The following is a 23318-nucleotide window of genomic DNA, read 5'->3' as shown; positions in this document are numbered from 1 at the left end:
CAGAATTCGAGGACGAGGAGGCGTGAAGTGCGATTCCGTGTCGCGTGTTACGGGGTGGGACTCAGTCGGATACCCGTGATCCCTGGGAGTGACACGACGGCCGGCTGTTCGGCGGTTTTACCGGAATATCGGCCGAATACGCCCGATAGCTCCCTCGTGAACGCCCTCCGCGCCGGCGACGACGGGTGATCGATCGGTCGATCTACCCGAGGCACGTCACGGCGATCCCCTCTCCCCACACGATTTGCCCTGAAGTGACTGATTGATAGGTATTATTTTTCTCTTATCTTTCGTCGATCCAGCCGACCGATCCGGTCGACCCGATCGACCCGATCGAGCCGACGAACCGTCGGGCGCGCTGCCAACCAATATATACGCGCCGCTCGCACGGTACCCACATGGACGTTCGCGACGAGAACGGCGTCAGACACGTCACGTTCGACCGCCCCGACTCGAAGAACGCGCTCACCGCCGACGTCGCCCGCAATCTCGCGGGCGCGCTCGAGGGACTCGACCCCGACGCGCTCGACGCGGTCGTGATCACCGGCACCGGCAGCGCGTTCAGCGCCGGCGGGGACGTTCAGGCGATGGCCGATCGCGAGGAGAGCGCCCGGGAGGCGTACGACCGGGTCCGCGGGACGTTGGGACGGGTCGCGGAGGCCGTCCTCACCGCGCCCCTGCCCGTGGTCGCGAAGGTGAACGGCGACGCGGTCGGCGCGGGCCTCTCGCTCGTCGCGGCCGCGGACTTCGCGTACGCCGCTCCCGACGCGCGCTTCGGCGCGTCGTTCATCAACGTCGGGCTCGTCCCCGACCTCGGCGGGACCGTGACGCTCCCCCGGCTCGTCGGGCTCAGAACCGCGAAGGAGCTCGCGTTCACCGGCGAACTGATCGACGCCGAGCGCGCCGCGGCGCTCGACCTGATAAACGAGGTCGCCCCCGACGGCGAACTCGAGGCGACCGTCGACGACCTCCTCGAGACGCTCGCCGCCCGGCCGACCGAGAACCTCGCGCTGGCGAAGGAGGCGCTCCACGAGAACCTCGGGCAGCCGATCGACGACGGGCTCCGCCGCGAGGCCCACTTCCAGACGCTCGCGTACGACACCGACGCCCACCGGGAGGGCGTCGCGGCGTTCCTCGAGGGACGCCGCCCGGACTTCGACTGAGACGCGGCGGTCACGGCCGATCGATCCGTCGATCGGTCGGTTCGTCGATCGTTACGAGCGGTCGCCGTTCGCGCCCGCGTTCGCGGCTTCCTCCACGCTCGCGTCCCCGTCGATCCCCTCCGCCCGTTCCCTCTCCGCGTGTTCCCGACAGACGTACCCGCGGTCGACGGCCTCCCGGAACGGGGTCCGGACGTGACAGACGGGGCAGGTCAACTGGATGTCGACGTCGATCTCGACGTCGTCGCCGTCCGCGAGTTCCCCCTTCGAAGCCAGCGATCCCACCGCCTTCTCGGCCTTCTCCGCGGCGCGGTCGGCGGCGATCCGGACGCTCTCGAGTTCCCACTCCGAGGTCGCCGTCTCAGTCGGTTTCGACCCCTCGAGACAGTCGTTCAGGTGGTGGCGCATCGTGCTCCACGAGGGCATGCTCGCGGTCAGTTCCTCGACCTCGATCCCGTCCCCTCGGAGGTCGTCGGCGACCTCCCGGCGGACGAGGTCGTCGTCGGACCGCAGCGCCTCGTACTCGCCCTCGAGCCGGACGCCCGTCGCCTCGCGGTTGTGCTCGTCGTACACCCGCTTGAGCAGGCGCTTGTTGAACCAGTCGGTCAGCGTCCGGTAGCCGTCGGCCGACCGGCCGTCGTCGCCGCGCCACCGCCGGAGCAGGTAGTCGTCGACGCCGTCGTACCCCGACTGGGCGACGTCGACCCCGTACTCGTCGATCGCGGCGTCGATCTTACAACTCATGCGGTTGGGGTCCTCGCATCGGTTACCCGACCGTCGGGTTCCGCAGTAGTAAAACTTAACGCGGCCGCTACGAAGGGCCGCTATGGGTTGGGAGCTCACGATCGAGAACGTCGCCGGCATCCGCGAGGGGTCCGCGAGGATCGACCCAGGGAACAACGTCGTGCGCGCCGCGAACTGGCAGGGAAAGTCGAGCTTCCTCCAGGCCATCGAGACGGCCATGGGAACGGCCGCGCCGCTCACCGAGAACGCCGACGCGGGCCGGGTCGAACTCGAGACCCCCGACGGGACCCACGTCGTCGAACTGGAGCGACGGGACGGAACCGTCGTCAGCAGCGGGTCCGGACTGCTCTCCGACGAGTACGACCGGATCCGGGCGGACCTGTACGCGTTCCTCGACGAGGACAACGCGATCCGCGACGCGGTCCGCCGCGGCGAGGACCTCGCGGACCTGTTGACCCGGCCGCTGGAGTTCGAGAACATCGAGGAGCGGATCGCCGAGCTACGGTCCGAGCGGTCGAGCGTCGACGCCGAGCTGTCGAATGCCGAGGACGCCGCGAGCCGGCTCCCGTCGGTCCAGGAGGAGGTGACCCGGCTCGACGCCCGGCTGGAGGAGCTGAGAGAGCGCCGGGAGTCGCTCACGGAGCCGGACGACGCCGACGGCGAGGAGGCCGAACGCGAGGAGCTGAGTCGCCTGCGCGCGGAACGCTCCCGCACCGAACGGCGGGTCGACCGCCTCTCCGACGCGGTCGAGCGCATCGAGGGGACGCTGGCCGAACTCCGCGAGGAGCGCGAGTCGCTCACGGTGCCCGAGGAGGACGTAAGCGAGGAGCTCTCGCGGATCCGTGACCGTCGGGAGTCGATCCGAACCGACGTGGAACTGTTGCGGGCCGTCTACTCCGCGAACCGCCGGGTGCTGACGGAGGGCCGCGTCGAACTGCTCACCGACCGCGACCGCGGGCTGCTCGGCGACGACGTCGCCTGCTGGCTCTGCGGGACCGAGACCGACGAGGAGAGCCTCCGCGAGCGCCTCGAGGACCTCAGCGACCGCATCTCCGAGCTCACCGCCGAGCGCGCCGAGTACGACGACCGCGTGGAGGAGCTCGAGGAACGCCGCGACCGGATCCGGGACGCGACGAAGCGTCGCGACGAGCTCGACCGCCGGATCGGCGACCTCGAGGCCAAGCTGGCCGACCGCGAGGAGAGCCTCGAGTCCGCGCGCGATCACCGCTCGGAGCTCGATGGGCGGATCGAGTCGCTCGAGGAGACGGTCGCCGAGCGCGACGAGGAGGTCACGGACGTCGCGAGCGACCTCGCGCGGGTGGAGACCGAACTCGAGGAGCGCCGCGAGGAGCTGGAGGACCTGGAGCGTCGCGCCGACAAACGCTCGACGCTGGCGGACGAGCGGGAGGCGCTGAGCGAGGAGATCGAGGAGCTACGGAACCGGAAGACCGAGATGAAACGCCGGACGCGCGAGGCGTTCGACGAGGCGATCGCCGACCTCCTCGAGCGGTTCGACACGAGCTTCGAGACCGCGCGGCTGACGAGCGAGTTCGAGCTGGTCGTCGCCCGTGACGGCCGGACCGCCTCGCTCGACGCGCTGAGCGAGGGGGAACTGGAGCTGCTCGGGATCGTCGCCGCGCTGGCCGGCCACGAGGCGTTCGAGGTCGGCGAGGACGTCCCAGTCCTGCTTCTCGACCGGCTCGGCGGGCTCTCCGCGGGGAACCTCTCGACGCTCGTCGAGTACCTCGACGGACGGGCGGAGTACCTCGTGTTCACCGCATATCCCGAACACGACGCCCTCGAGGCGTCCGTCGTCGACCCCTCGGAGTGGGACGTCGTCAGCGCCGACGCGTCGCCGTGAGGCGACTCGCCGTCGTTCGGCGGCGCTCCGCCCGACAGGATAATACTTTACGCGCGGGATTCGAGTAGGGACATATCTCAGCATGCCCGACGAATACGTCACGTCCGAGACCAACCTCCCGCCCGATCCCGAACAGGGGGAGGTCAGCATTCAGGTGACCGACGCCGAGACGAAGGAGATCTTCAGCACGCGAGCGTACGTGAGTCGGGACGCGGCGGAGCTGTCCGACCCGGTCCCGCTGACGGTCGTCAGCGGTCCCCACGAGAACACCGAGGAACAGTGGTACATCGAGGTGTTGGAGACCGACATCGACGCGGAGGGGGTCGACAGGGAGACGCTCGAACGGGTGATGGAGGAGACCGCCGAGGGCGCGAACGTGATCAACACGCGCTCCGACGAGGTGAAGACGCTCCTGGCGTATCTCGTCGAGGTCGGCGTCTACTCGTCCATCTCGGAGGCCAGCCGCAAGGTGATGTACGAGCACCTCTCCGAGCGCTACCCGGAACTCGTCAACGAGTACGTCGATCTGAAGGTACAGCGCGAGCAACGCGAACTGACCGGCGGGAGCGACGGCGGATGACGGTCGACGGCTTCCGCGGGTACCTCCGGCGGATCGAGGCGCGGGACGAACTCGTGCGCGTCGACGAGCCCGTGTCGTGGAACCTGGAGGCGAGCGCGCTCACGATGCTCGCGAACGAGAACGACGGCCCCATCCCCTTCTTCGAGTCGGCGGACGGCGCGCGGCTCGTGGGGGACCCCTACCGCGGCTCACAGCGCCGCCCGTGGGACCGGATCGCCCTCGGGATGGACATCCCTCCGGACGCCTCGAGCCGGGAGTTCTACGACGAGACGATCCGGCGGCTCAAAGAGCAGCGGCCGCCGGAGACGGTCGACCGGACCGACGCGCCGTGTAAGGAGGTGAAAGAGACGGGCGAGGAGGTGGACCTGCTCGATTACCCGTGGCCGTACATCCACGCGGGCGACGGCGGGCGGTACTCGAACCTCCACACGCTCGTGGCACCGGACCCCGACTCGGAGTGGATCGACTACTCGTATCACCGCGTGATGGTCCACGACAGCCGGACCGCGAGCGTGCTCCTGCTCGCCGGCGAGCAGACGCCGAACCTCTTCTACTACAAGTACGAGCGGCGCGACGAGCCGATGCCGGTCGCCATCGTCGTCGGGGCCGACCCGGCGGTACAGTACAGCTCGGTGATGTGGATCCCGACGGGCAGAAACGAGGTCTCCTTCGCCGGCGGTCTGAAGGGCACTCCGATCGACGTGGTGCCCTGCGAGACGAACGACCTCCTCGTCCCGGCCGACGCGGAGCTCGTCATCGAGGGCGAGATCGTTCCCGGCGTGCGCCGCGACGAGGGGCCATTCGGGGACTACTTCGGCTACATGCACGGGCCGCGGCGGTCGATGCCCGCCCTCGAGGTGACGGCGATCACCCGCCGGGCGGACCCGATCATCCCGTTCTGTGTCGAGGGGACGGGCGTGGGGCACACGGAGAACTCCACCAGCTCGATGGAGATCGGCTGTGTCGGGCCGGACGCGACGCTCGGGCTGCGCGCCGGCGGGTTCGACGTGGACCGCTGTGTCCCCTGGCAGTCGACGCCGCGGACCGTCTACGTCATCTCGACCGACGCGACGGACCCCGGCGAGCTCCACGACCTGGCGAACTTCATCTTCACCACCTGGGGCATGCTCCACGTCGACTTCTTCGTGTTCGTCGACGGCGACGTCGACCCGCTCGACCAGCGCGCCGTGCTGGAGGCGCTCGCGCTACACGCGGACCCCGACGAGGACTTCCACCAGTTCGGCGTCGCGTCGATGCCGAAGGTGCCGCTCAACATCTACCAGACGCCCGACGAGAAGGGGAACGCCCAGACGGGCACCTCGAAGGCCAAGACCGCCAAGGCGTACATCGACGCCACCCGCGACCGCGACGACGACGCGGAGGCGGCCGCGGAGGTGGCCGACGAGGAGACGCGGTACTGGGCGCGGACCCTGCTCGTCGAGGCCGGCGCGAGCCCCGAGGGACTGCCGGGGATCGATCCGGCGGAGGTCGAGCCGTGACGACCCTCTCCGAACACCTCGCCGACCTCCGGGAGCGGGACGACCTCCTCGAGATCGGGTCGCGGGTCCACTGGGACACCGAGGCGGCGGTCGTCGCGACGGAGGCGCTCGCACACAACTGCGCCGCGCTCCGGTTCGACGAGACCGCGGGTCGGGTCGCGTACGCGAGCGGCGTCTACGCCGGTCCCGACCAGATCTCCGGACGGGAGAACCGTCCGTGGCGACGGATCGCCGCCGGGCTCGGGCTCGGCCACGACGTCGGCTGCGTCGACTTACTCGACGTGCTCTCGCGATGGGAGACGACCCCGCTCGCGGACGCGGTCTCTCTCGACCCGGCCGCCGACCGTGACGCCGGGGACGACCTCTACGCGCTCGGCCTCCCCGGCGTCGACGACGACGGGAGACAGGGGGTCACTCAGGGCATCGTCGCGGTCGAGCGCGACGACACCACGACGTGGGCTCCGGTCCGGGGCACCGTTCACCGCGGCTCGACGCTCAGAGTGGTCGTTCCCCGCGCCGTCGGCGAGTGGTTCGAGGGCGGGCAGGCCGCGAGCGTGTCCCTCGGCGTCGAGGCGGCGACGCTCGTCGCCGCGCTTCAGGGGTGGACGCAGGACCGGACCGTCCCCGCCGTGCCGGAGCGCGCCGCCGGGCTCGCGGACGTCCCGCTCGCACGGGTCGACGGGCGGATCGTGCCGGCGAGCGCGGAGGTGCGGATCGACGGCGTCGCCGCCCCGACCGACGAGCCGGTGTCCGGCCCGGAGGCGACCTGGGAGCGGGCGACCGAGACCGCCACGCTCTCGTTCGAGGCCGAGGGGATCCGGCTCCGGGAGGACCCGACGGTGCCGTTCGTCCCGCTCGGCGCGCCGCTCGCGGACGACGTCCACCTGATGAGCCTCGTCGAGGCGGCGACGCTGTACCGCCGCGTCAACGGCTACTGGGGGGTTTCGCCGGTGTCGTGGGTACAGCTCCCCGTCGAGAGCCGGCTCGGCCTCTGTCTCGTCTCGAGTGAGATCCTGTACGCCGGCTTCGACTGGCAGCTCGCGAACGCGCTGTTCTCGTTTTCCGACTACTTCGACAAGGTGCTCGTGTTGGACGAGTACGCGCGGCCGACCGACCTCGCCCGTGCGCTCGACGACATGTGGGTGAAGGCGCATCCGGGCAACGACTGGGTGTTCAGCGACCCAAACGCCCCGGCGGCGACCGCGCCGGTCTACCGCCGTGACGGGGCGACCGGATCGCGGCTGTACATCAGCGCCATCTGGGACCCCCGGTGGGACGAGGACTACATCGCGCCGCGGGTCACCTTCGAGTCCTCCTTCCCGGATGGCGTCCGCGAGTCCGCGCTCGAGCGGTGGGAGTCGCTCACGGCGGACGATGAACCCGAGGGCGGGCCGTCGTCGACGGGGAGCGACGACCTCGCGTCCGGGGGTGACGGCGCGTGACGGACGCGGTGCGCGTCGCCGTCGGAACGGGCTCGCCCGAGGGCGTCAACGGCGCGTACGTCCTCCCCGATGCGGGGGTCGTCATCGATCCCGGACCGCCGGGAGACGAGCCGTGGGCGGCGTTGTGCGCGGGGATCGACGACGCCGGCCTCGTGCTGGCGGACGTCGACCACGTGCTCGTGACCCACTGGCACGCCGACCACGCCGGGCTGTCGACCCGGCTCGCCGAGGCCGCGGACGCCCGGATCGCCATGCACGCGGCCGACGCCCCGCTCGTCGCGTCGTACGCGGACGAACGCGCCCGCAGGCTCGAGCGCGACGCCGACGCGCTCCGCCGGTGGGGCGTGCCGGAGACGGTGCGGACCGCGCTCGTCGAGGCGGACCGCCCCTCGCCGCTTCCCGACGTGTACGACGTCCGCGAGCTGTCAGACGGGGACGTCGTCGCGGGCGTCGAGGCGCTCGCCACGCCCGGCCACACCGCGGGCCACGCCGCCTTCGCGTACCGTGACACGCCCTTCCTCGGCGACCTGCTGTTGCCGACGTACACGCCGAACGTCGGCGGGAGCGACACGCGGACCGACGACCCGCTCGCGGCGTACCTCCGCTCCGTCGACCGCGTCGACGACGCCTTCGACCGCGGCGAGCCCGGCCACGGGACGACGGTCGACGTGACGCGCGAGGCGGCGTCGGTCCGCGAACACCACCGCGAGCGCGCTCGACGGGTCGTCGACGCGCTTCCCGCGGCGGGCGCGGCCACGCCGTGGACGGTCGCGAAGCAACTGTTCGGCGAGATGGCGGGGATACACGCGAAGTTCGGCGCGGGCGAGGCGTCCGCACACCTCAGACGGCTCGAGGCGATCGGCGCGGTCGAACGCTGCGGGGACGACCCGGTCGAGTACCGGACCCGTCCCGGCGATCACGCCGTCGGCTCGAACTTGACGCCGTAGCGGGGAACGCCCTCCTGCTCGTAGATCCGGCGGACCGTCGCCCGCACCTCGTCGCCGACGGCGACGTCCGCCGGGTCCGCGTCGGTGACCTGCGCGGGGAGGCGGACGCGCCCCGCCTCGGCGTCGAGCTCGACGATCGCCACGGCGTACGCGCCGTCGCGCTGCTGGAGCTCCGCGAACTCCGGCGGCGCGCCGCCCTGGCCGATGACCGTCAGCGCGCGGACCGTCCCGGTCCGCGGGGCCTCGAACTCCTCGAACTCGACCCGCGAGTGACACGACTGACAGGCCCCCTCCGGCGGGAACGAGACGCCGCCGCAGTCGGGACAGACGCCGGCGACGAGGCGGTAGCGCTGGTCCAGCGAGCGCCGCCAGTTCGGGAGGCTGACGTGCGCGCCCCCGCCGGCGACCTCGCCGTTCACGACGTACCCCCGCTCGCGGAGGTACGACGCGTAGTCGATCTCGGTCCCGCCCTCGAGATCGTCGATCCCCTCGACGTCGAGGCCGCCCTCGACCGCGACCGCGACCGCGGTGCCGCCGCCGAAGAAGGCCGCGAGCGATCGGCCGCCGGCCTCCGCGTCGGCGTCTCCACCGTCACCGCTTCCGGCGTCGAGGGCGGCGAGCAGCCCGAGCGGGACCGTGGCGGCACCGGCGTCGCCGATCCGGTCGACGACGGTTCCCGCCGCGACCGCCTCGTTGGAGACCGGGAGGTCCGCGGTCGCCCGGTACGGGAACCGCCCGTCCGGCTGGTGGACCGCTGCGGCGTCGGCGTCGGCCGGATCGAGCGCCAGCGACGCCGCCGCGCTCGTGACGGCCTCGCGGATCGCGTTCCGCTGGTAGGTCGTGACGTCGAGCGACTCCACGTCGCGCCCGCCCCGCTCGCGGAACCGGACGCCGGGCGTCTCCTCGGTGTGCCAGGCGGTCTCCGTTACCGGCGCGGACGCGTCGTCGGCGACGACGAACGCCGCAGCGCCGGCGCCGAGCGGGTGGTCCCCCTCGGCCGGCTCGCCCTCCGGAGCGTCGGCGGCTACGACGAGGGCCGGCCCCTCGGCGTCGAGCGCCCGCGAGAGCGCCTCGGCCCCGGCCGCCGTGTGGCCGCCGACCGTCGCCGTCGCCACCGACCGGGGGAGGTCGAGCGCCCGCGCGAGCCGCGGGAGCAACTCGCCCTCCTCGGTCGGGGGCGTCGTCGTCGCCGCGGTCGCGAGCGTCAGCTCGTCCCGGTCGACCGCGTCGCTCGAGAGCGCGCGCTCGGCCGCCTCGACGGCCATCGTCAGGGCGTCCTCGTCGGCGGCGGGCACGGCCTTCCGCTCGATCCCGCTCGCGTGGCTCGTCCCCCACGCGATCGCGATCTCGTCGCCCGGGAGCCGGAATCGGGGCACGTACGCCCCGGCGGCGGCGATCCCCCTCACGCCGACTCACCCCGTTCGAGCACGTGGACGGTGACGCCGCCCCCGCTTCCACCCACGTTGTGCGTCAGCCCGTACTGCGGGTCGTCGACCTGGACGTACGCCTCCCCGCGGAGCTGTTTGAACGCCTCGACGATCTGGCCGGTTCCGGTCGCGCCGATCGGGTGACCCTTCGATTTGAGGCCGCCGCTCGTGTTCGTCGGCAGCTCGCCGTCGGGGTCGGTGACGCCCTCCCGGAGGAGCCGGCCGGCCTCGCCGCGCTCACAGAACCCCAGGTCCTCGTAGGCGAGCAGCTCGGCGATGGCGAAACAGTCGTGTACCTCCGCGAAGTCGAGGTCGTCGGGGCCGATCCCCGCCTGCTCGTAGGCCGCCTCGCCCGCGCTGACGCTCGCCGGAATGCTCGTCAGCGACTCGCGCTGGAACAGCCCGACCCGTCCGCTGGCCGCGCCCGCGCCGGCGACCCGGACCGGCGCGTCGCTCGCCTCGCGGGCGACCTCCTCGCTCGCGACGAGCACCGCGCTCGCGCCGTCGGTCGTCGGACAGCAGTGATAGAGGTTCAGCGGGTCGGCGACGCTCGGCGCGGAGACCGCGTCCTCGAGCGAACACTCGAACCCGAGGTGCGCCTTCGGGTTCTTCGCCCCGTTCCCGTGGTTCTTCACGGCGACGCGGCTCAGGTCCTCGGCGGTCGTCCCGTACTCGTCCATGTGCGCGCTCGCCATCTGGGCGTACACCCCGGCGAACGTCGTGCCGCTCGTGCGCTCCCACTCGGTCTCGCCGCTGACGCCGAGCCACCACCGGGTGTGGTCGGAGCTGGCGTCGGTCATCACCTCGTAGCCGCCGGCGAGCGCGACGTCGACGACCCCCGACTTGACGGCGGTGACCGCCTGCCGGAAGGCGAAGCCGCTCGCGGCACACGCGTTCTCCACGCGCGTCGTCGGCACGCCGTGGAGCCCGAGGTGTTCGGTCACCGCGGGGCCGCTCAACCCGATCTGGCGGCCGCCGACGCCGAGGGTGCCGAGGTACGCCTCATCTATCGCTCCCGGGTCGAACTCGCCGTCGACGCTGTCGAGCGCCGCGTCGAAGGCGTCGTCGAACAGGGAGAGGTACGTCTCCTCCGGAAACGAGCCGAACGACGACTGCCCGGCTCCGAGCACATACGCGTCTCGCATGGGTCCCCGTTTCGGTCCGACAGTAAAAATCCATAGGGATCCGGTCCGCCGCCGACGACGCCGCTCGGACTCGTCAGGGCTCGCTCATGCGGAGGACCGGCTTGATGACCTCGCCGGCCTCCTGTTCTTCGATCGCCTTCTCGATGTCCTCGAAGTCGTAGTAGGTGACGAGCTCGTCGAACGGGAACTTCCCGGCGCGGTAGAGCTCGATCAGGTCGGGGATGAAGAGGTCCGGGTTGGAGTTCCCCTCGATGACCCCCTTGACGTTCCGCCCGAACAGGACGTTGTTCACGTCGAGTTCGACCTCGGTCCCGAGCGGCGGCGCGCCGACGACCGCGCAGTCGGCGTTCTGGCGCAGGCAGTCGACTGCCTGCCGGAAGACGTCCGTGTTCGCGGTCGTCTCGACGCTGTAGTCCGCCCCGCCGCCGAGGTGCTCGTGGACCGCGTCGACCGTGTCGTCGACGCTCGTCGGATCGATCGCGTGGGTCGCGCCGAGCTCGAGCGCCTTCTCGCGTCTGGACTCCATGAGGTCGACGGCGACGACGTCGGTACAGCCCTTCAGGTCCGCCGCCATGACCGCGCTCAGCCCGACGGACCCGGTCCCGAACACGACGATGGAGGAGGCCGCCTGCGGGTCGAGCGTGTTGATGACCGCGCCCGCGCCCGTCTGGACGCCACAGCCGAGCGGGCCCAGGAGCTCGAGGGGAACGTCGTCGTCGACGGGGACGACGTTCCGTTCCGTGGCCAGCGCGTGGGTCGCGAAGGACGACTGGCCGAAGAACATCCCGCTGACCGCCTCGCCGCCGTCGTGGATCGGCGAGGACCCGTCCGAGACGCGCCGTCCCGCGAAGTTGTGTGCGAAGAAGTCGTCGCAGTACGCCACGTCGCCCTCCCGGCAGTTCCGGCAGGTCCCGTCGTGATCGAAGGTGAGCACGACCCCGTCGCCGGGCTCGACCTTCGTGACGCCCTCCCCGACCGCCTCGACGACGCCCGAACCCTCGTGGCCCAACACCGCCGGCAGCGGGGTCGGGTAGTACTGGTCCCTGACGGCGATGTCCGTGTGACACAGCCCCGCGCCGACGACGCGGACCAGCACCTCCCCCGCCTGCGGCTCGTCCAGTTCCAGCGTCTCGATCTCGAACGGCCCGGACTCCTCCCGTACGACCGCGGCATCGATTTCCATGTCCACGTGTACCATGTGTGTAGTTACACATAAGCATTCGTCCGGTTCGCGTTCGGTTCACGTCCGCCCTCGATCCCGTGGATGGCTCCCAACGCTCGCTTCGGCCCGTCCGGTTCCGGCGTCCACAGCGTTTTATCCGTCAAGGATAGAGCCCGAACCGCATGAGCTACACCGGCCCGAGAGAGCTGTATATCGACGGCGAGTGGACCGAGGCCGAGGACGGCGCGACGTTCGGGACCGAGGACCCCGCGACGGAGGAGCCGTACGCCGAGGTCGCGGAGGCGGGCGAGGCGGACGTGGACCGCGCCGTCGCCGCCGCGGACGACGCGATGGCCCGCGACGGCGAGTGGCGGTCGCTCGACCCGCGCGAGCGCGGCGCCCGCCTCCACGCGATGGCCGACGCCATCGAGGAGCGGGAAGACGAGATCATCGCGGTCGAGTCCCACGATAACGGGAAGACCCCGTTCGAGGCCTCCCTCGACGTCGAGATGGTGGTCGAGACGTTCCGCTACTACGCCGGCTGGACCGACAAGATCCAGGGCGATCAGGTTCCCGTCCCCGGCGACCGGCTGAACTACACCGTCCGCGAGCCCGTCGGCGTCACCGGACACGTGATCCCGTGGAACTACCCGTTCCAGCTCGCCGGCCGGAGCCTCGCGCCCGCGCTGGCCTGCGGCAACAGCGCGGTGCTCAAACCGTCCAGCACCACGCCGCTCTCCGCGCTCTACTACGCGGTCGCCGCGGAGGAGGCGGGGCTCCCGGACGGCGTCCTGAACGTCGTTCCCGGCCGCGGGAGCGTCGCGGGGAACCGCCTCGCCGGACACCCGGACGTGGCACACGTCGCGTTCACGGGCAGCACCGGCGTCGGCAAGGGCGTGATGGAGCGCGCCGCCGCGAACGTGACCGGCGTTACGCTCGAACTCGGCGGGAAGGGACCGAACGTCGTCTTCCCCGACGCCGACCTCGATGCCGCGGCAGCGGGCTGTCACTACGGGATCTTCATGAACGCCGGCCAGATGTGTTGGGCCGGCTCGCGGCTCCTCGTTCACGAGTCGGTCCACGACGAGGTCGTCGACCGCGTCGTCGAGCGCGCCGAGTCGACCCCGCTCGGAAGCGGCATCGACGACGACGGGCGGATGGGACCGACCGTCAGCGAGAGCCAGCAGGCGGAGGTGCTCGAGTACATCGAGAGCGGCAAGGAGGAGGGCGCGACGGTCGCCTGCGGCGGGGGCGTCCCCGACGATAGGGAAACCGGCCACTTCGTCGAGCCGACCGTCTTCACCGACGTGACGAACGACATGACGATCGCCCGTGAGGAGATCTTCGGGCCGGTGTTGTCCGTGATCGAGTTCGCCGACCGCGAGGAGGCGATCGAGATCGCGAACGACTCGCCGTACGGGCTCATGGCCGGGATCTGGACGAGCGACCTCGAGACGGCTCACAGCGTCGCCGACGCGCTCGAGTACGGCATGGTGAGCGTCAACGAGTACCCCGTCACGCAGCCGCAGACGCCGTTCGGCGGCTTCAAGGAGAGCGGGCTCGGCCGCGAGCAGGGGACGGAGGCGCTCCGCGAGTACACCCAGACGAAGAACGTCAACGTCAACCTGGAGTAGGCCGGCTCCGACGGGGGGTCGAGACGTTCCTCGCCTCATTCTTGAACCTTTATCCGGACTGCCCGCGCGTGTAGGGCCGTATGAGCCTCATCGAGAGCGCGCTCACCGACGAGCATCGCGAGATACGGGACCGGGCCGCGGCGTTCGCGACCGAGGTCGTGGAACCGGCGGCCGACCGCATCGAACGCACCGACGAGTTCCCGCGGGAGGTGATCGAGGAGGCGGGCGACCGGGGGCTGCTCGGGATCCTCCTCCCGGAGGCGTACGGCGGCGAGGGGTCCGACTTCCTCTCGTACTGTCTCGCGGTCGAGCGGATCGCCGAGGCGTCGGGCGCGGTCGCCGAGACGATCCAGGGCCACACCTTCGCCGCGCTCCCCGTCGCCGAGTTCGGCACGGACGACCAGAAGGAACGGTACCTCGAACCCATGGCGCGCGGCGAGACGGTCGGATCGATGCTGCTCACCGAGCCCGACGCCGGCAGTTCGCCGAGCGAGCTGTCGACCGTCGCGGTCGCCGACGACGAGGGGTACCTGCTCTCCGGCGAGAAGTCGTTCGGGACGAACGCGGGCGTCGCCGACCTCCACCTCGTCGTCGCCCGGAAGAAGCCCGCCCCCGAGGACGGACACGGCGTCAGCGTCTTCCTCGTGCCCGGCACCGACGATCGGGACGGGTTCGCGTTCGACCGCGTCGAGTTCATGGGGATGCGCGGCCACGTCACCGGCGACTCCACCCTCTCGGACGTGCGCGTCGCCGACGATGCGCTGCTCGGCGAGGTCGGCCAGGGCTTTCGGATCGCCATGGGCACCATCGACATGGCCCGGACCGGCCTCGGGGCGATCGGGACCGGCATCGCGCGCGCGGCCTTCGATCAGGCCATCGCGTACGCGGGCGACCGCGAACAGGGCGGCCAGCCGGTCGGGAACTACCAGGCGGTCCAGGTGCTCGTCGCGGACATGGACGCCGAGCTCGACGGCGCGCGCCACCTGGTGTACGACTCCGCGAAGGCGATCGCCGACGGTGAGGGCGACACCCGGACCTCGAGCAAGGCGAAGTACGTCGCCAGCGAGGCCGCCGAGTTCGTCACGCGAAACGCGATCCAGGTCCACGGCGGGAAGGGATACCGCACGGACCTCCCCCTGGAGCGGTACTACCGGGACGCGAAGATCCTGAGCATCATCGGCGGTACGACGGAAATACAGAAGACGACGGTCGCGGGCGAGGCGCTCGGCCTCTGAATCGGGGCGCTACTCCTCGTCGGGCGCGCCCGGCTCCTTGTCGCCGAGTTCGACGCCGAGGAAGTCGGGGTCGTGGTCGCCGAGGAAGGCGTCGACGCCCTCCTTCGCCACGTCGGAGCCGAGAAGCCGGTTCTGGAGCTCCCGCTCGTGTGCGAGCGCGTCCCAGAGCGGCAGTTCGAGCCCCTCGTTGACGGCCAGCTTGTTGTGGCCGACGGCCATGTGGGACTTCTCGACGATCTGCTCGGCGAACTCGCGGGCGGCGTCCTCGACCTCGTCGGGCGGGTGGATCTCGTCGAAGATGTCCCGCTCGGTCGCCTCCGCCGGCGTGAGCGTCTCGCCGGTGATCATCATCTTCAGCGCGGTCGACCGGTCGATGTAGCGCGGGAGCAGCTGGGTGCCCGCCTCGCCGGCGATGAGGCCGAGGTGGATCTCGGGCATGCCGACGTTGTAGCCGTCGTCGTCGCCGACGAACCGGAAGTCACACGCGAGCGCGAGCTCCAGGCCGCCGCCCATGCAGTGACCGTTCACCATCGCGATGAAGATGGTGTCCGTCGTCCGCATCTTCATGATGATCTCCTTGCTCGTCTGGCTCGCGTAGCCGACCTGCTTGCCGGACTCGCTCTGGAGCTCCTTGATGTCGAAGCCGGTCGAGAAGAACTTCTCGCTCGCGCTGCCGAACAGCGCCGCGCGGACGCTCTCGTCGAACCGGACCGTCTCGACCACGCGCTGTAACTCGAGCAACACGTCGATGTTGTGCGCGTTCGCCGGCGGGCGGTCGAGGCGAATGGTTCCGACGTGGTCCTCCAGGTCAGTCTGGAAATACTCTAGATCCAGCTCGCTGAACGATTTCATACGATCCACCGATCGAATCCGTCGTATATGTATGTTCTCATTACGATCGTTCGTGACGGTCGAAACGGCGCTCACACGCCGCTAACGGTGGAAGAAGGGCTGGCCGCCGCCGCGACGATCGCCGCGGCCGTCCTCACTCGCCGGGCTGTTTCCCGTCGTACTTGATCCGCTCGAAGACGGTGTGACAGCCGTTGCAGTAGTACTGCGTCTTCGAGATCTCGCTGCCGAACGCCGACTCCTTGTCGACGTCGGCCGACCCGCAGTGCGGACACTCGACGGTCGGGTCCTCGGAGTCGCTCATCACTCGATCGCGAACTCGGCGTTGCGTTCCCCGCGGATCTGGACGAGGTCCTCCGCTCTGACCCCGCCCTCCCCGACGCGGCGTCTGGTCTCGTCCCACGCGTCCGCGTCCGGCGCGTCCCAGTCGACACCCTCCAGCGAGACGTCCGTCTCGGCGAAGAGGTCGCGGTAGTGGTCGATGAACCGTTCCCTGACGTCCGCGACCGACTGGTTCGTGAACCCGGCGTCCACGAGGGGATCGTCGTCGAGTCCCTCGGGACCGACGAGCGCGAGCGCCGAGGGGATCGTCTCCTCCAGCGTGGACTGGAGCGTCTCCGGGTCTTCGGCCGCCAGCGTCTCCAGGCGGGCGTCGTGGTACTCCAGATGGAAGTACTCGTCCTCGCCCATCTTCGTGATCATCCCCTCCATGTCCTCGCGGTCGATCGCGTCGAGCATGTACCACGCCGCGCGGTCGACCGGGGCGATGGTGGCCATGTACGCCGTCCAGTCGCCGTCGATCGCGTCGAGACACGAGGCGTTGGCGAACTCCTCCGGGTCTCGGTCGCCCCGGAGCCAGTCGCCGTCCCGGCCCTGCGACTCGAGCTTGCGGAAGAGCTGTCGGACGTGGCCGACCTCCTCCTGTGCCGCGCTCGAGCCGCCGATGTCGTCCTCGAGCGAGGGGCCGGCGAGGCTCCACTGCGCGTAGCGGTGGCCCAACACGAGCTTCGTGTCCGTGATCGCCTGGACGTAGTCGACGGCCGCCGCGGGCCACTCGCTCATTGTGGCACCTCCCGGCGGACGTTGCCGTGTTCGACCTCCAGCAGGTCCTCCTCACGCACGACCGCGAGGTAGTTCCAGTCCTCCTCGTCGTAGGTGTTGTACGCGTACGTCTTCGCCAGCCGGTCGCTGTGGGCGCTGACGGTGCCGAGGTGGAGGGTGTCGTCCCCCTCGTTTCGCCGACCAAACACCGCGTACTTCGTCGTTCCCGTCATAGGCTGATCCCCGAGTTCCGCATCTTCTCACGCACCGATTCCGTGAGCATGTCCTTCGACCACACCGGGTCCCAGACCACGTCGACGTCGACGGAGTCGACGCCGTCGACGACGCGCAGACAGCTCCGGACGTCGTTCTTGATCATGTCGTAGGCCGGACAGCCCATACACGGAAAGGACATCTCCACGTCGACGTGGCCGTCGTCGGCCGACACGTCGTAGACCATCGCCATCTCGACGAGGCTCACCGGGATGTGCGGGTCCGGGATCTCGTCGAGTTCCGCCCACAACCGGTCCTCGAAGGTCGAGGCATCGGATCGACGCCGCTCGACGAACTCGCTTTTCCGAGCCGGTCCCGAGGTGCCGCCGGTTCGTTGTTTCGTCGACATGTTACACCTGTACGCTCACTTCGCCGGACTGGATCATGTTCACGTACTTCTCGTTGGCCGGTCCGCGGTTCCGCCACCGGTCGATGACGTCGTCCCAGGAGATCGGCTCGTCGAAGCGCCACTCCTTGTTCTCCTGGTCGAACGCGACCGGCATGTCGTACTCGAGGACGTACTCGTCGGCCTCCTCGTCGTAGTGGGCCGGCACGTCGAGGTCGAGCTCCTCCATCAGCGGGAGGGTCCGCGAGAGCCAGTCCTGTCTGAGCTCGTCGTTCGACTTGCCCTTGATGCGGTAGTCGAGCTGCTCGGTGTTGCGCTTCTGTTCGTCGGACATGCCGAACCACTCGACGCCCATGGGGAACATCCAGTCGACGGCGTCCTGGAGCCGCTCGTGGGTCTTGTCGCTCTTGTTGGACAGCCGGCGCATCCACGTCTCGCCGTGCCGGAGGTGGAACTGCTCCTCCTTCTCGACTTTCGTCAGCGCGCGCTTCCAGGGCGCGTACGACGTGTTCTCGTAGATGTCGCCGAGCAGGACCATCCCCGCGCGGTCGAAGATGCCGTGGGCGGTCACGAGCTCCGCGAAGTTCTCGAGATGCTGGTCGAACCCGTACGTGTTCCGGAACTCGTGGGGTTCGCGCTCGTAGATCAGTTCCTGGCGGTCCTCGCCGAGGTCCTCGAGCAGGCGGTAGGCGATGTGGCCGTGGCCGAGCTCGTCCTGGACGACGCTGATACACGACGCGCGGGCGTCGATCGAGGGCGCGTTCAGCGACTGGTCGTAGTAGGCGGGCGCGCTCATCAGCTCGGTGTCCCCCGAGACGAGCAGGATCCGCTTCAGGGCCTTCTTGTAGCCCTCCGTCATCTCCTCCTCGGATTCGATCATCTTGCCGTTCTGAAGCTGCTTTTTCAACTGTTTCTCTGTAGGCATGGTCGGATCGACTGATTGACCGTTCGGAGGCCAGCATTATAATTGTTTTCTGTATACGATTCGCGTATCGATGACGCCTCTGGACGCCGATCCGTCGGTGCTCCGTTCGACTCCGTGAGAACCCGTCGACACGATCTTTTTTATCAGTCGGGGACGACGGGGCGCACATGGCATACGAGGTGCGACACGCGACGAGCGAGGACGCGGAGGACCTGATCGAACTCTGGCACGGGTTCACCGATCACCTCTCCGAGTACGACGACCGGTACCGCCACAAGGAGAACGCGGACGAGCGCTGGATCCGCTACTTCGAGAACCAGCTCGTCGACTCGAAGTACGGCACCGTCGTCGTCGCGGAGGAGTCGTCGTCGGGGGAACTGATCGGCGTCCTCGAGGCCCGCGTGATGGGCGATCACCCGATCTTCCGGCTCCAGGACCACGGCTACATCAACGGCCACTACGTCGACCCCGACCACCGCGGCCAGGGCGTCGGGAAGGCGCTCCTGGAGACGGCCGACGAGTGGTTCTCCGGGCCGCCCCACGAGGTGGAGTTCTTCCGCATCGACGTGCTCGAGGGCGACGACGAGGCCGCCGAACTGTACGAGGAGCTCGGCTTCGAGCCGGTCGAACACGTCTACGAGACGTCCGCGGGGAACCGGTAGAGCGCCATGGTAGAGACGTACACAGTCGAGCTCGTCGACCGCGGGAAGACGATCGAGGTGCCGGCCGACAAGTCCGTTCTGGAGGCGGCCGAGGAGATCGGCATCGATCTCCCCTACCAGTGCCGGATGGGCGTCTGCGGCGTCTGCTCGGCGAAGTGTGAGGGCGACGGCGAGGTCGACCAGACCGAGGGGATGTTCCTCTCCGACGGCGAGAAGGAGGAGGGGTACGTGTTGACCTGTATCGGCCGCCCCCTCTCGGATCTGAAGCTACAGACGGACGAGAGTCCCTGAAAGCCCCGATCGTCTCCGGATCGTCTTCTCCCGTTTCGACTCCGCCTCCCGACAGCCTTCCGCTCTTCTCCACCCATCGAACTCCGACGGGCGGGGTATCCCGTCGATCGATCCCGTGCGATGCGGGCCACGTCGTGTAGGCGTGGCGCTTCCATGGAGGTCCTGACCCGTGGGGCTCGTTCGATGTATGTATACGATATTGTATACGGAATTCGAATACGCCACCGGGGCAACCGTAACACGGACTTAGTGTGTGTTATAGCTGCGATCCGCGCGAGATCGTTGTGACACGGACTAAGTTCGTGTTATACCCGCGTGTCGGATCCCGTTCCGCCCGGATCCCGTCCGATATCCGTCCTCGAAGGACGATCGTTCGAAGATCTCGCATCTCTGCCGAAGCCGTATACGATTACGTATACGCCAATGTCCGTGATTTCAGGCCGGTTTAGGCGGCGTTCTCTCGAAGACACGTGGCTCGAGAGCGTGGATTCCATCGCCCGATCGAGCGCTCCGCGACGATCGTGTACGATCGCCGACTCGTCGCTCGCGATCGGAGTATACGAGATCGTATACGCGCACCTGGCGGGGGAAACGAGAAAACGGCGGAACGAGGGTCGACTACTCGCGCAGTTCCTTCCGACGGATCTTGCCCGTCTCGGTCCGGGGTAGTTCCGGGACGAACTCGACCGCACGCGGGTACTTGTACGGGGCCAGCGTGTTCTTCACGTGGTTCTGGATCTCCTCGACGAGCTCGTCGTCGCCGGTCGTCCCCTCGGTCGTGACGACGAACGCCTTCACGATCTCGCCGCGCTGCTCGTGGGGTGCGCCCACGACGGCGACCTCGGCGACGGCCTCGTGTTCCTCCACGACGGCTTCGACCTCCGGGCCGGGGATGTTGTAGCCGCTGGAGACGATGAGGTCGTCCGCGCGCGACTTGTACTCCAGCCGGCCGTCCTCCCGCTGGACGAAGATGTCGCCGGGGAACGACCAGCCGTCCTCGACCGACTCGTCCTGCTTCTCCGGACGGTTCCAGTACTCGATGCCGGTCGGCCCGCGGACCGCGAGCATCCCCGGCTCGCCGCGCTCGCACTCCTCGCCGGTGTCCGGGTCGACGATCTTACACTCGTAGCCGGGAACGGGGAACCCGGTCGCCGTCGGGTCGACCTCGCCCTCGTGATGGTGGCTCACGAAGATGTGGAGCATCTCGGTGGTTCCGATCCCGTCGAGCAGCTTGATCCCGTACTCCTCGCGGAACTGCTCGAACGTCGTCGGCGTCAGCGGCTCGCCGGCGCTCATCCCGACCCGCAGCGAGGAGACGTCGTACTCCTCGGGCCCGTCGGGGAACTTCGCGAGCATCTGGTTGAACGCCGTCGGGATCGAACACAGCACGGAGATCCCGTGGTTCTCGACCGACTCGAGCAGGTCGCCCGGGCTCGCGTCCTGCGTCAGGCTCGTGCTCGCGCCGAACCGGAGCGGGAACGTGACGAGGTCGCCGAACCCGTACGCGAACGGCAGCGGCGGGTTGCCGCCGAACACGTCGTCCTCGGTCGGCTCGAGGCAGTACCGCGCGTACGTGTCCGCCGTCGCGAGCATCTGCCGGTGGGTGTGGATCGCCCCCTTCGGCCGCCCGGTGGTGCCGCTCGTGTACAGCATCAACGCGAGGTCGTCGCGCTCGGTGTCCGCGGCCTCAAGCTCGGGGCTCGCAGCGTCCATCAGCTCGTCGTAGCTGCGGTGGTCGTGTTCGATCCCGTTCCGCTCCGCCACGACGACGTCTTCGACGGTGTCGAGGTCGGGCAGCGCCTCGTCCACCTCGTCAAGCAGGTCGTCGTAGACGACGACCGTGGTCGCCTCGGCGTTGTTGACGATGTACCGGAGTTCCTTGGCGCGGAGCAGCTTCATCGACGGCATGGCGACGGCCCCGATCTTCTGGACGGCGAGACACGTGATCACCGGCTCGGGGCGGTTCGGGAACCGCACCAGGACCCGGTCGCCGGACTCGACGCCGAGCTCCCGGAGCGCGTTGCCCATCCGGTTGACCCGTTCTTGAAGCTCCTCGTAGGTGATCGTCTCGTCCTCGAAGTAGACGGCGACGTTATCTCCCCGGCCCTCGCGGACGTGGCGATCGACGAGCTGGTCCGCGGTGTTGATCTCCCGAGGGTAGTGTGCCTCGGGGATCGGGTATACGTAATCCGGCGAGTCCGATTCGTCTGGCAGGTACTCCGTCGGGACGTTGGACTGCATCTGTGTGTCTATCCTCACGATCTTAAATGGAACACTTAACGGTTGCTATCCGGTCATTTCTTCGGGAGAGCCGATCGCGTCGTCGCGAGAGCCGAGACGGTCCGCGCCGTCCCCGTGGCGCGTTTAGGTCCAGAAGCCGTCGGGATCGAACGTCCGGATCAGATCGAGTTCCTCCGCCGTCGGTTCCGGCGTCGTCGTCACCGGTCCCTCCCCGACCTCCGGCGCGGTCCGTACCTCCCACGGGAAGTCCGCGAGCATCGCCTCGCGGTCGACGCCGGGGTGGACGCTCCGGAGGAACAGCTTGCCGTCGGCGAACCCGAAGGTCGCCTTCGAGGTGACGAGCGCGTCGGGGCCGCCACCCGGTGCCGGGTGATTCTCCCGCCCCGAGCCGTCGTCGGCGTGTCCCGGGCTCGTGACGTAGTTCACCTCCTCGACGAACCGGCGGGACTCGTGTGGCATCAACAACACCGTCCGCCCGGCCATACAGGCGATGTCGCAGGCCCCGCCGCTGCCGGGGAGCCGGATCTCGCGATCGCCGGCGCGCACCCGGGTCGTGTTCAGGTTGCCGTATCGGTCGACCTCCGCCCCGCCGAGGAAGCCCACGTCGACGTCCCCGCGCTGGAGCCGGCTCATGATGTCCAACATCCCGGTCGTCGAGACCGCCCGGTTCAGGTTCGGGAGGTCACACATCGTGTGGATGAACCCGTCCGCGGGACCGTCCCGTACCACGCCGCTCTCGTAGACCGCCATCGAGTCGGGCGCGTGCGTGCTGACGGCGAGCTGGAAGGCGATGAGCGGGAGCCGCATCCCCACGAACGCGGTGTCGCCGTCCTCGATCTCGTCGGCGGCCGCGCTCACCATCAGCTCCCGCGGCGTGTACGCCTCACTGGCCATAGCGCACCTCCGCGGCGACCGTGGGCTCGGTGATCGACAGGTCCGCGTCGACACCCCGCATGTACTCCTCGCGGTCGTCGACCCCGTACACCCACTCGTCGGCCCACTCGTCGAAGGCCGCCTGCGTGTCCGTCGCGCCGTGATAGCGCAGGTAGTACTCGTTGTCGCGGTTGTAGTGACCCGCCACGGGCGAGGGGTGTGCCCCCCACGGACACTCGACCACCGCCGACACCTGCTCTCTGGTGATCGCGGTCCGGCTCGGGTCGCTGTGGATGGTCTCCGGGTCGACGACCTCCTCCGCGGTCACGAGCACGTTCTCGGCCGCGCCGACCGCCGGGTCGACGATCCCCGTGTTCCCCCACAGGTGGACGTCTCCCTCCGGGCTGGCCCGCTGGGCGTGGACGATCGCCCAGTCCGGCTCGATCGCCGGGACGTACGCCACCTCCTCCCCGCCGAAGGGGTCGGTGCCGGCCTCGAAGCAGTCGCTCTCGGCGAAGACGTCGCTCCCGAGAAGCGACCGGGTAGGAAGGAACGGAACGCCGAGCGCCCCCGCCCGTAACGCGAGCGCGATGCTGAAGTTCGAGTGGTTCTCGACGTCGATCTCGTCGTTCTCGACGGCCTCCCGGAACCGATAGCCGGTGCCCGCGCTGACGTTCCCGACCCACGCCGCCCGGACCCGCGAGACCGCCCCGCAGCCGATCAGCTGGTCGAAGAGGAGGTCGCTTATCGGGCCGATCAGCGTGAGGTCGTCTATCCCCTGCCGGGCGAGTTCGTGTCCCGCCGCGAACGGGATCGCGTGTTCGAGCGCGAGGCCGGTCGCGACGGAGCTACCCGGCGGGATCCGTGACACCGCATCGGAGAGTGACTCCGAGGGTTCTGCTGACATGTGCTCTCACGTCTACGATCGTGTCATATAAATCCCGACGGCGTCGGCCGTCCCGCCGATCATCTGTAACGAAA

Annotated in this window: 23 protein-coding genes; 10 read left to right on the top strand and 13 right to left on the bottom strand. The window is 69.3% G+C overall.

Translation table 11 applies throughout. The annotated features are described in order from the left end of the window. Positions 1 to 398 precede the first annotated feature (398 nt). Positions 399 to 1163 (top strand): enoyl-CoA hydratase/isomerase family protein, encoded by a 765-nt coding sequence (locus F3H10_RS04825; protein WP_149783706.1) that lies wholly within the window; start codon positions 399 to 401, stop codon positions 1161 to 1163. A gap of 51 nt (positions 1164 to 1214) precedes the next feature. Here F3H10_RS04825 and rdfA read toward each other — a convergent pair whose 3' ends face one another. Next, positions 1215 to 1904, bottom strand: coding sequence for a rod-determining factor RdfA (rdfA, locus tag F3H10_RS04820; RefSeq protein ID WP_223174200.1), 690 nt, complete (start codon positions 1902 to 1904; stop codon positions 1215 to 1217). Positions 1905 to 1986: 82 nt separating this feature from the next. Between rdfA and F3H10_RS04815 the strand changes: the two genes are divergently transcribed. From F3H10_RS04815 to F3H10_RS04795, 5 genes are all read left to right on the top strand, one after another. After that, a complete protein-coding gene (locus F3H10_RS04815) occupies positions 1987 to 3765 on the top strand; it encodes an archaea-specific SMC-related protein (protein WP_149783705.1) in 1779 nt (592 codons plus the stop codon). Between the two features lie 82 nt (positions 3766 to 3847). Further along, positions 3848 to 4345, top strand: a complete 498-nt coding sequence (locus F3H10_RS04810; RefSeq protein WP_149783704.1) for a hypothetical protein — start codon at positions 3848 to 3850, stop codon at positions 4343 to 4345. Then, a complete protein-coding gene (locus F3H10_RS04805; protein ID WP_149783703.1) occupies positions 4342 to 5844 on the top strand; it encodes a UbiD family decarboxylase in 1503 nt (500 codons plus the stop codon). The genes F3H10_RS04810 and F3H10_RS04805 overlap by 4 nt, the downstream gene beginning before the upstream one ends. Continuing rightward, the gene (locus tag F3H10_RS04800; RefSeq protein ID WP_149783702.1) at positions 5841 to 7286 is read left to right on the top strand and encodes a UbiD family decarboxylase; all 1446 of its coding nucleotides are present in this window, start codon (positions 5841 to 5843) and stop codon (positions 7284 to 7286) included. The genes F3H10_RS04805 and F3H10_RS04800 overlap by 4 nt, the downstream gene beginning before the upstream one ends. Then, complete coding sequence (locus F3H10_RS04795) at positions 7283 to 8233, top strand: MBL fold metallo-hydrolase (protein ID WP_149783701.1); 951 nt, start codon at positions 7283 to 7285, stop codon at positions 8231 to 8233. The genes F3H10_RS04800 and F3H10_RS04795 overlap by 4 nt, the downstream gene beginning before the upstream one ends. Here the strand turns inward: F3H10_RS04795 and F3H10_RS04790 are convergent. The 3 genes from F3H10_RS04790 to F3H10_RS04780 form a co-directional block, all read right to left on the bottom strand. Continuing rightward, positions 8203 to 9639, bottom strand: coding sequence for an OB-fold domain-containing protein (locus F3H10_RS04790; protein ID WP_149783700.1), 1437 nt, complete (start codon positions 9637 to 9639; stop codon positions 8203 to 8205). The two genes, F3H10_RS04795 and F3H10_RS04790, sit on opposite strands and share 31 nt — an antisense overlap. Next, a complete protein-coding gene (locus F3H10_RS04785) occupies positions 9636 to 10805 on the bottom strand; it encodes a thiolase domain-containing protein (RefSeq protein WP_142986824.1) in 1170 nt (389 codons plus the stop codon). The genes F3H10_RS04790 and F3H10_RS04785 overlap by 4 nt, the downstream gene beginning before the upstream one ends. Positions 10806 to 10878: 73 nt before the next feature. Continuing rightward, positions 10879 to 11988 carry an NAD(P)-dependent alcohol dehydrogenase gene (locus F3H10_RS04780; protein ID WP_149783699.1) on the bottom strand — a complete coding sequence of 370 codons (1110 nt, stop codon included), beginning with the start codon at positions 11986 to 11988 and terminating at the stop codon, positions 10879 to 10881. A gap of 161 nt (positions 11989 to 12149) precedes the next feature. Here F3H10_RS04780 and F3H10_RS04775 point away from each other — a divergent pair, with 161 nt between their 5' ends. Further along, complete coding sequence (locus F3H10_RS04775) at positions 12150 to 13601, top strand: aldehyde dehydrogenase family protein (protein ID WP_149783698.1); 1452 nt, start codon at positions 12150 to 12152, stop codon at positions 13599 to 13601. Positions 13602 to 13681: 80 nt separating this feature from the next. Next, complete coding sequence (locus F3H10_RS04770; protein ID WP_149783697.1) at positions 13682 to 14836, top strand: acyl-CoA dehydrogenase family protein; 1155 nt, start codon at positions 13682 to 13684, stop codon at positions 14834 to 14836. 9 nt (positions 14837 to 14845) lie between these two features. On the opposite strand, the gene F3H10_RS04765 is transcribed toward F3H10_RS04770, so the two are convergent. From F3H10_RS04765 to F3H10_RS04745, 6 genes are all read right to left on the bottom strand, one after another. Continuing rightward, positions 14846 to 15688, bottom strand: coding sequence for an enoyl-CoA hydratase/isomerase family protein (locus F3H10_RS04765; protein WP_142986828.1), 843 nt, complete (start codon positions 15686 to 15688; stop codon positions 14846 to 14848). A 133-nt stretch (positions 15689 to 15821) separates the two neighbouring features. Continuing rightward, entirely contained in the window at positions 15822 to 15989 is a 168-nt protein-coding gene (locus tag F3H10_RS15960) for a PaaD-like zinc ribbon domain-containing protein (protein WP_185955736.1), read from the bottom strand. Beyond that, positions 15989 to 16747, bottom strand: coding sequence for a Phenylacetic acid catabolic protein (locus F3H10_RS04760; RefSeq protein WP_149783696.1), 759 nt, complete (start codon positions 16745 to 16747; stop codon positions 15989 to 15991). The genes F3H10_RS15960 and F3H10_RS04760 overlap by 1 nt, the downstream gene beginning before the upstream one ends. Further along, positions 16744 to 16959: a phenylacetic acid degradation PaaB family protein gene (locus tag F3H10_RS04755; protein ID WP_149783695.1), complete on the bottom strand. Its 216-nt coding sequence runs from the start codon at positions 16957 to 16959 to the stop codon at positions 16744 to 16746. Before F3H10_RS04755 ends, F3H10_RS04760 begins: the two co-directional genes overlap by 4 nt. Next, positions 16956 to 17348 (bottom strand): metal-sulfur cluster assembly factor, encoded by a 393-nt coding sequence (locus F3H10_RS04750; RefSeq protein WP_142986830.1) that lies wholly within the window; start codon positions 17346 to 17348, stop codon positions 16956 to 16958. Before F3H10_RS04750 ends, F3H10_RS04755 begins: the two co-directional genes overlap by 4 nt. Position 17349: 1 nt before the next feature. Then, entirely contained in the window at positions 17350 to 18270 is a 921-nt protein-coding gene (locus tag F3H10_RS04745) for a Phenylacetic acid catabolic protein (RefSeq protein WP_149783694.1), read from the bottom strand. A 167-nt stretch (positions 18271 to 18437) separates the two neighbouring features. Here F3H10_RS04745 and F3H10_RS04740 point away from each other — a divergent pair, with 167 nt between their 5' ends. Next, positions 18438 to 18932 (top strand): GNAT family N-acetyltransferase, encoded by a 495-nt coding sequence (locus tag F3H10_RS04740; protein WP_142986832.1) that lies wholly within the window; start codon positions 18438 to 18440, stop codon positions 18930 to 18932. 6 nt (positions 18933 to 18938) lie between these two features. Further along, a complete protein-coding gene (locus tag F3H10_RS04735) occupies positions 18939 to 19223 on the top strand; it encodes a 2Fe-2S iron-sulfur cluster-binding protein (protein WP_149783693.1) in 285 nt (94 codons plus the stop codon). Positions 19224 to 19841: 618 nt separating this feature from the next. On the opposite strand, the gene F3H10_RS04730 is transcribed toward F3H10_RS04735, so the two are convergent. The 3 genes from F3H10_RS04730 to F3H10_RS04720 form a co-directional block, all read right to left on the bottom strand. Next, on the bottom strand, positions 19842 to 21464 hold the full coding sequence (locus F3H10_RS04730) for an acyl-CoA synthetase (RefSeq protein WP_149783692.1): 1623 nt from the start codon (positions 21462 to 21464) through the stop codon (positions 19842 to 19844). Between the two features lie 123 nt (positions 21465 to 21587). Continuing rightward, positions 21588 to 22358 (bottom strand): CoA-transferase subunit beta, encoded by a 771-nt coding sequence (locus tag F3H10_RS04725; protein ID WP_149783691.1) that lies wholly within the window; start codon positions 22356 to 22358, stop codon positions 21588 to 21590. Further along, a complete protein-coding gene (locus tag F3H10_RS04720; RefSeq protein ID WP_149783690.1) occupies positions 22348 to 23244 on the bottom strand; it encodes a CoA transferase subunit A in 897 nt (298 codons plus the stop codon). Before F3H10_RS04720 ends, F3H10_RS04725 begins: the two co-directional genes overlap by 11 nt. Positions 23245 to 23318 lie beyond the last annotated feature (74 nt).

Source organism: Halorubrum aquaticum, assembly GCF_900113615.1.
Classification (GTDB): domain Archaea; phylum Halobacteriota; class Halobacteria; order Halobacteriales; family Haloferacaceae; genus Halorubrum; species Halorubrum aquaticum.
The sequence above is the reverse complement of the archived record's forward strand: the minus strand, read 5'-3'. Positions and strand labels throughout refer to the sequence as shown.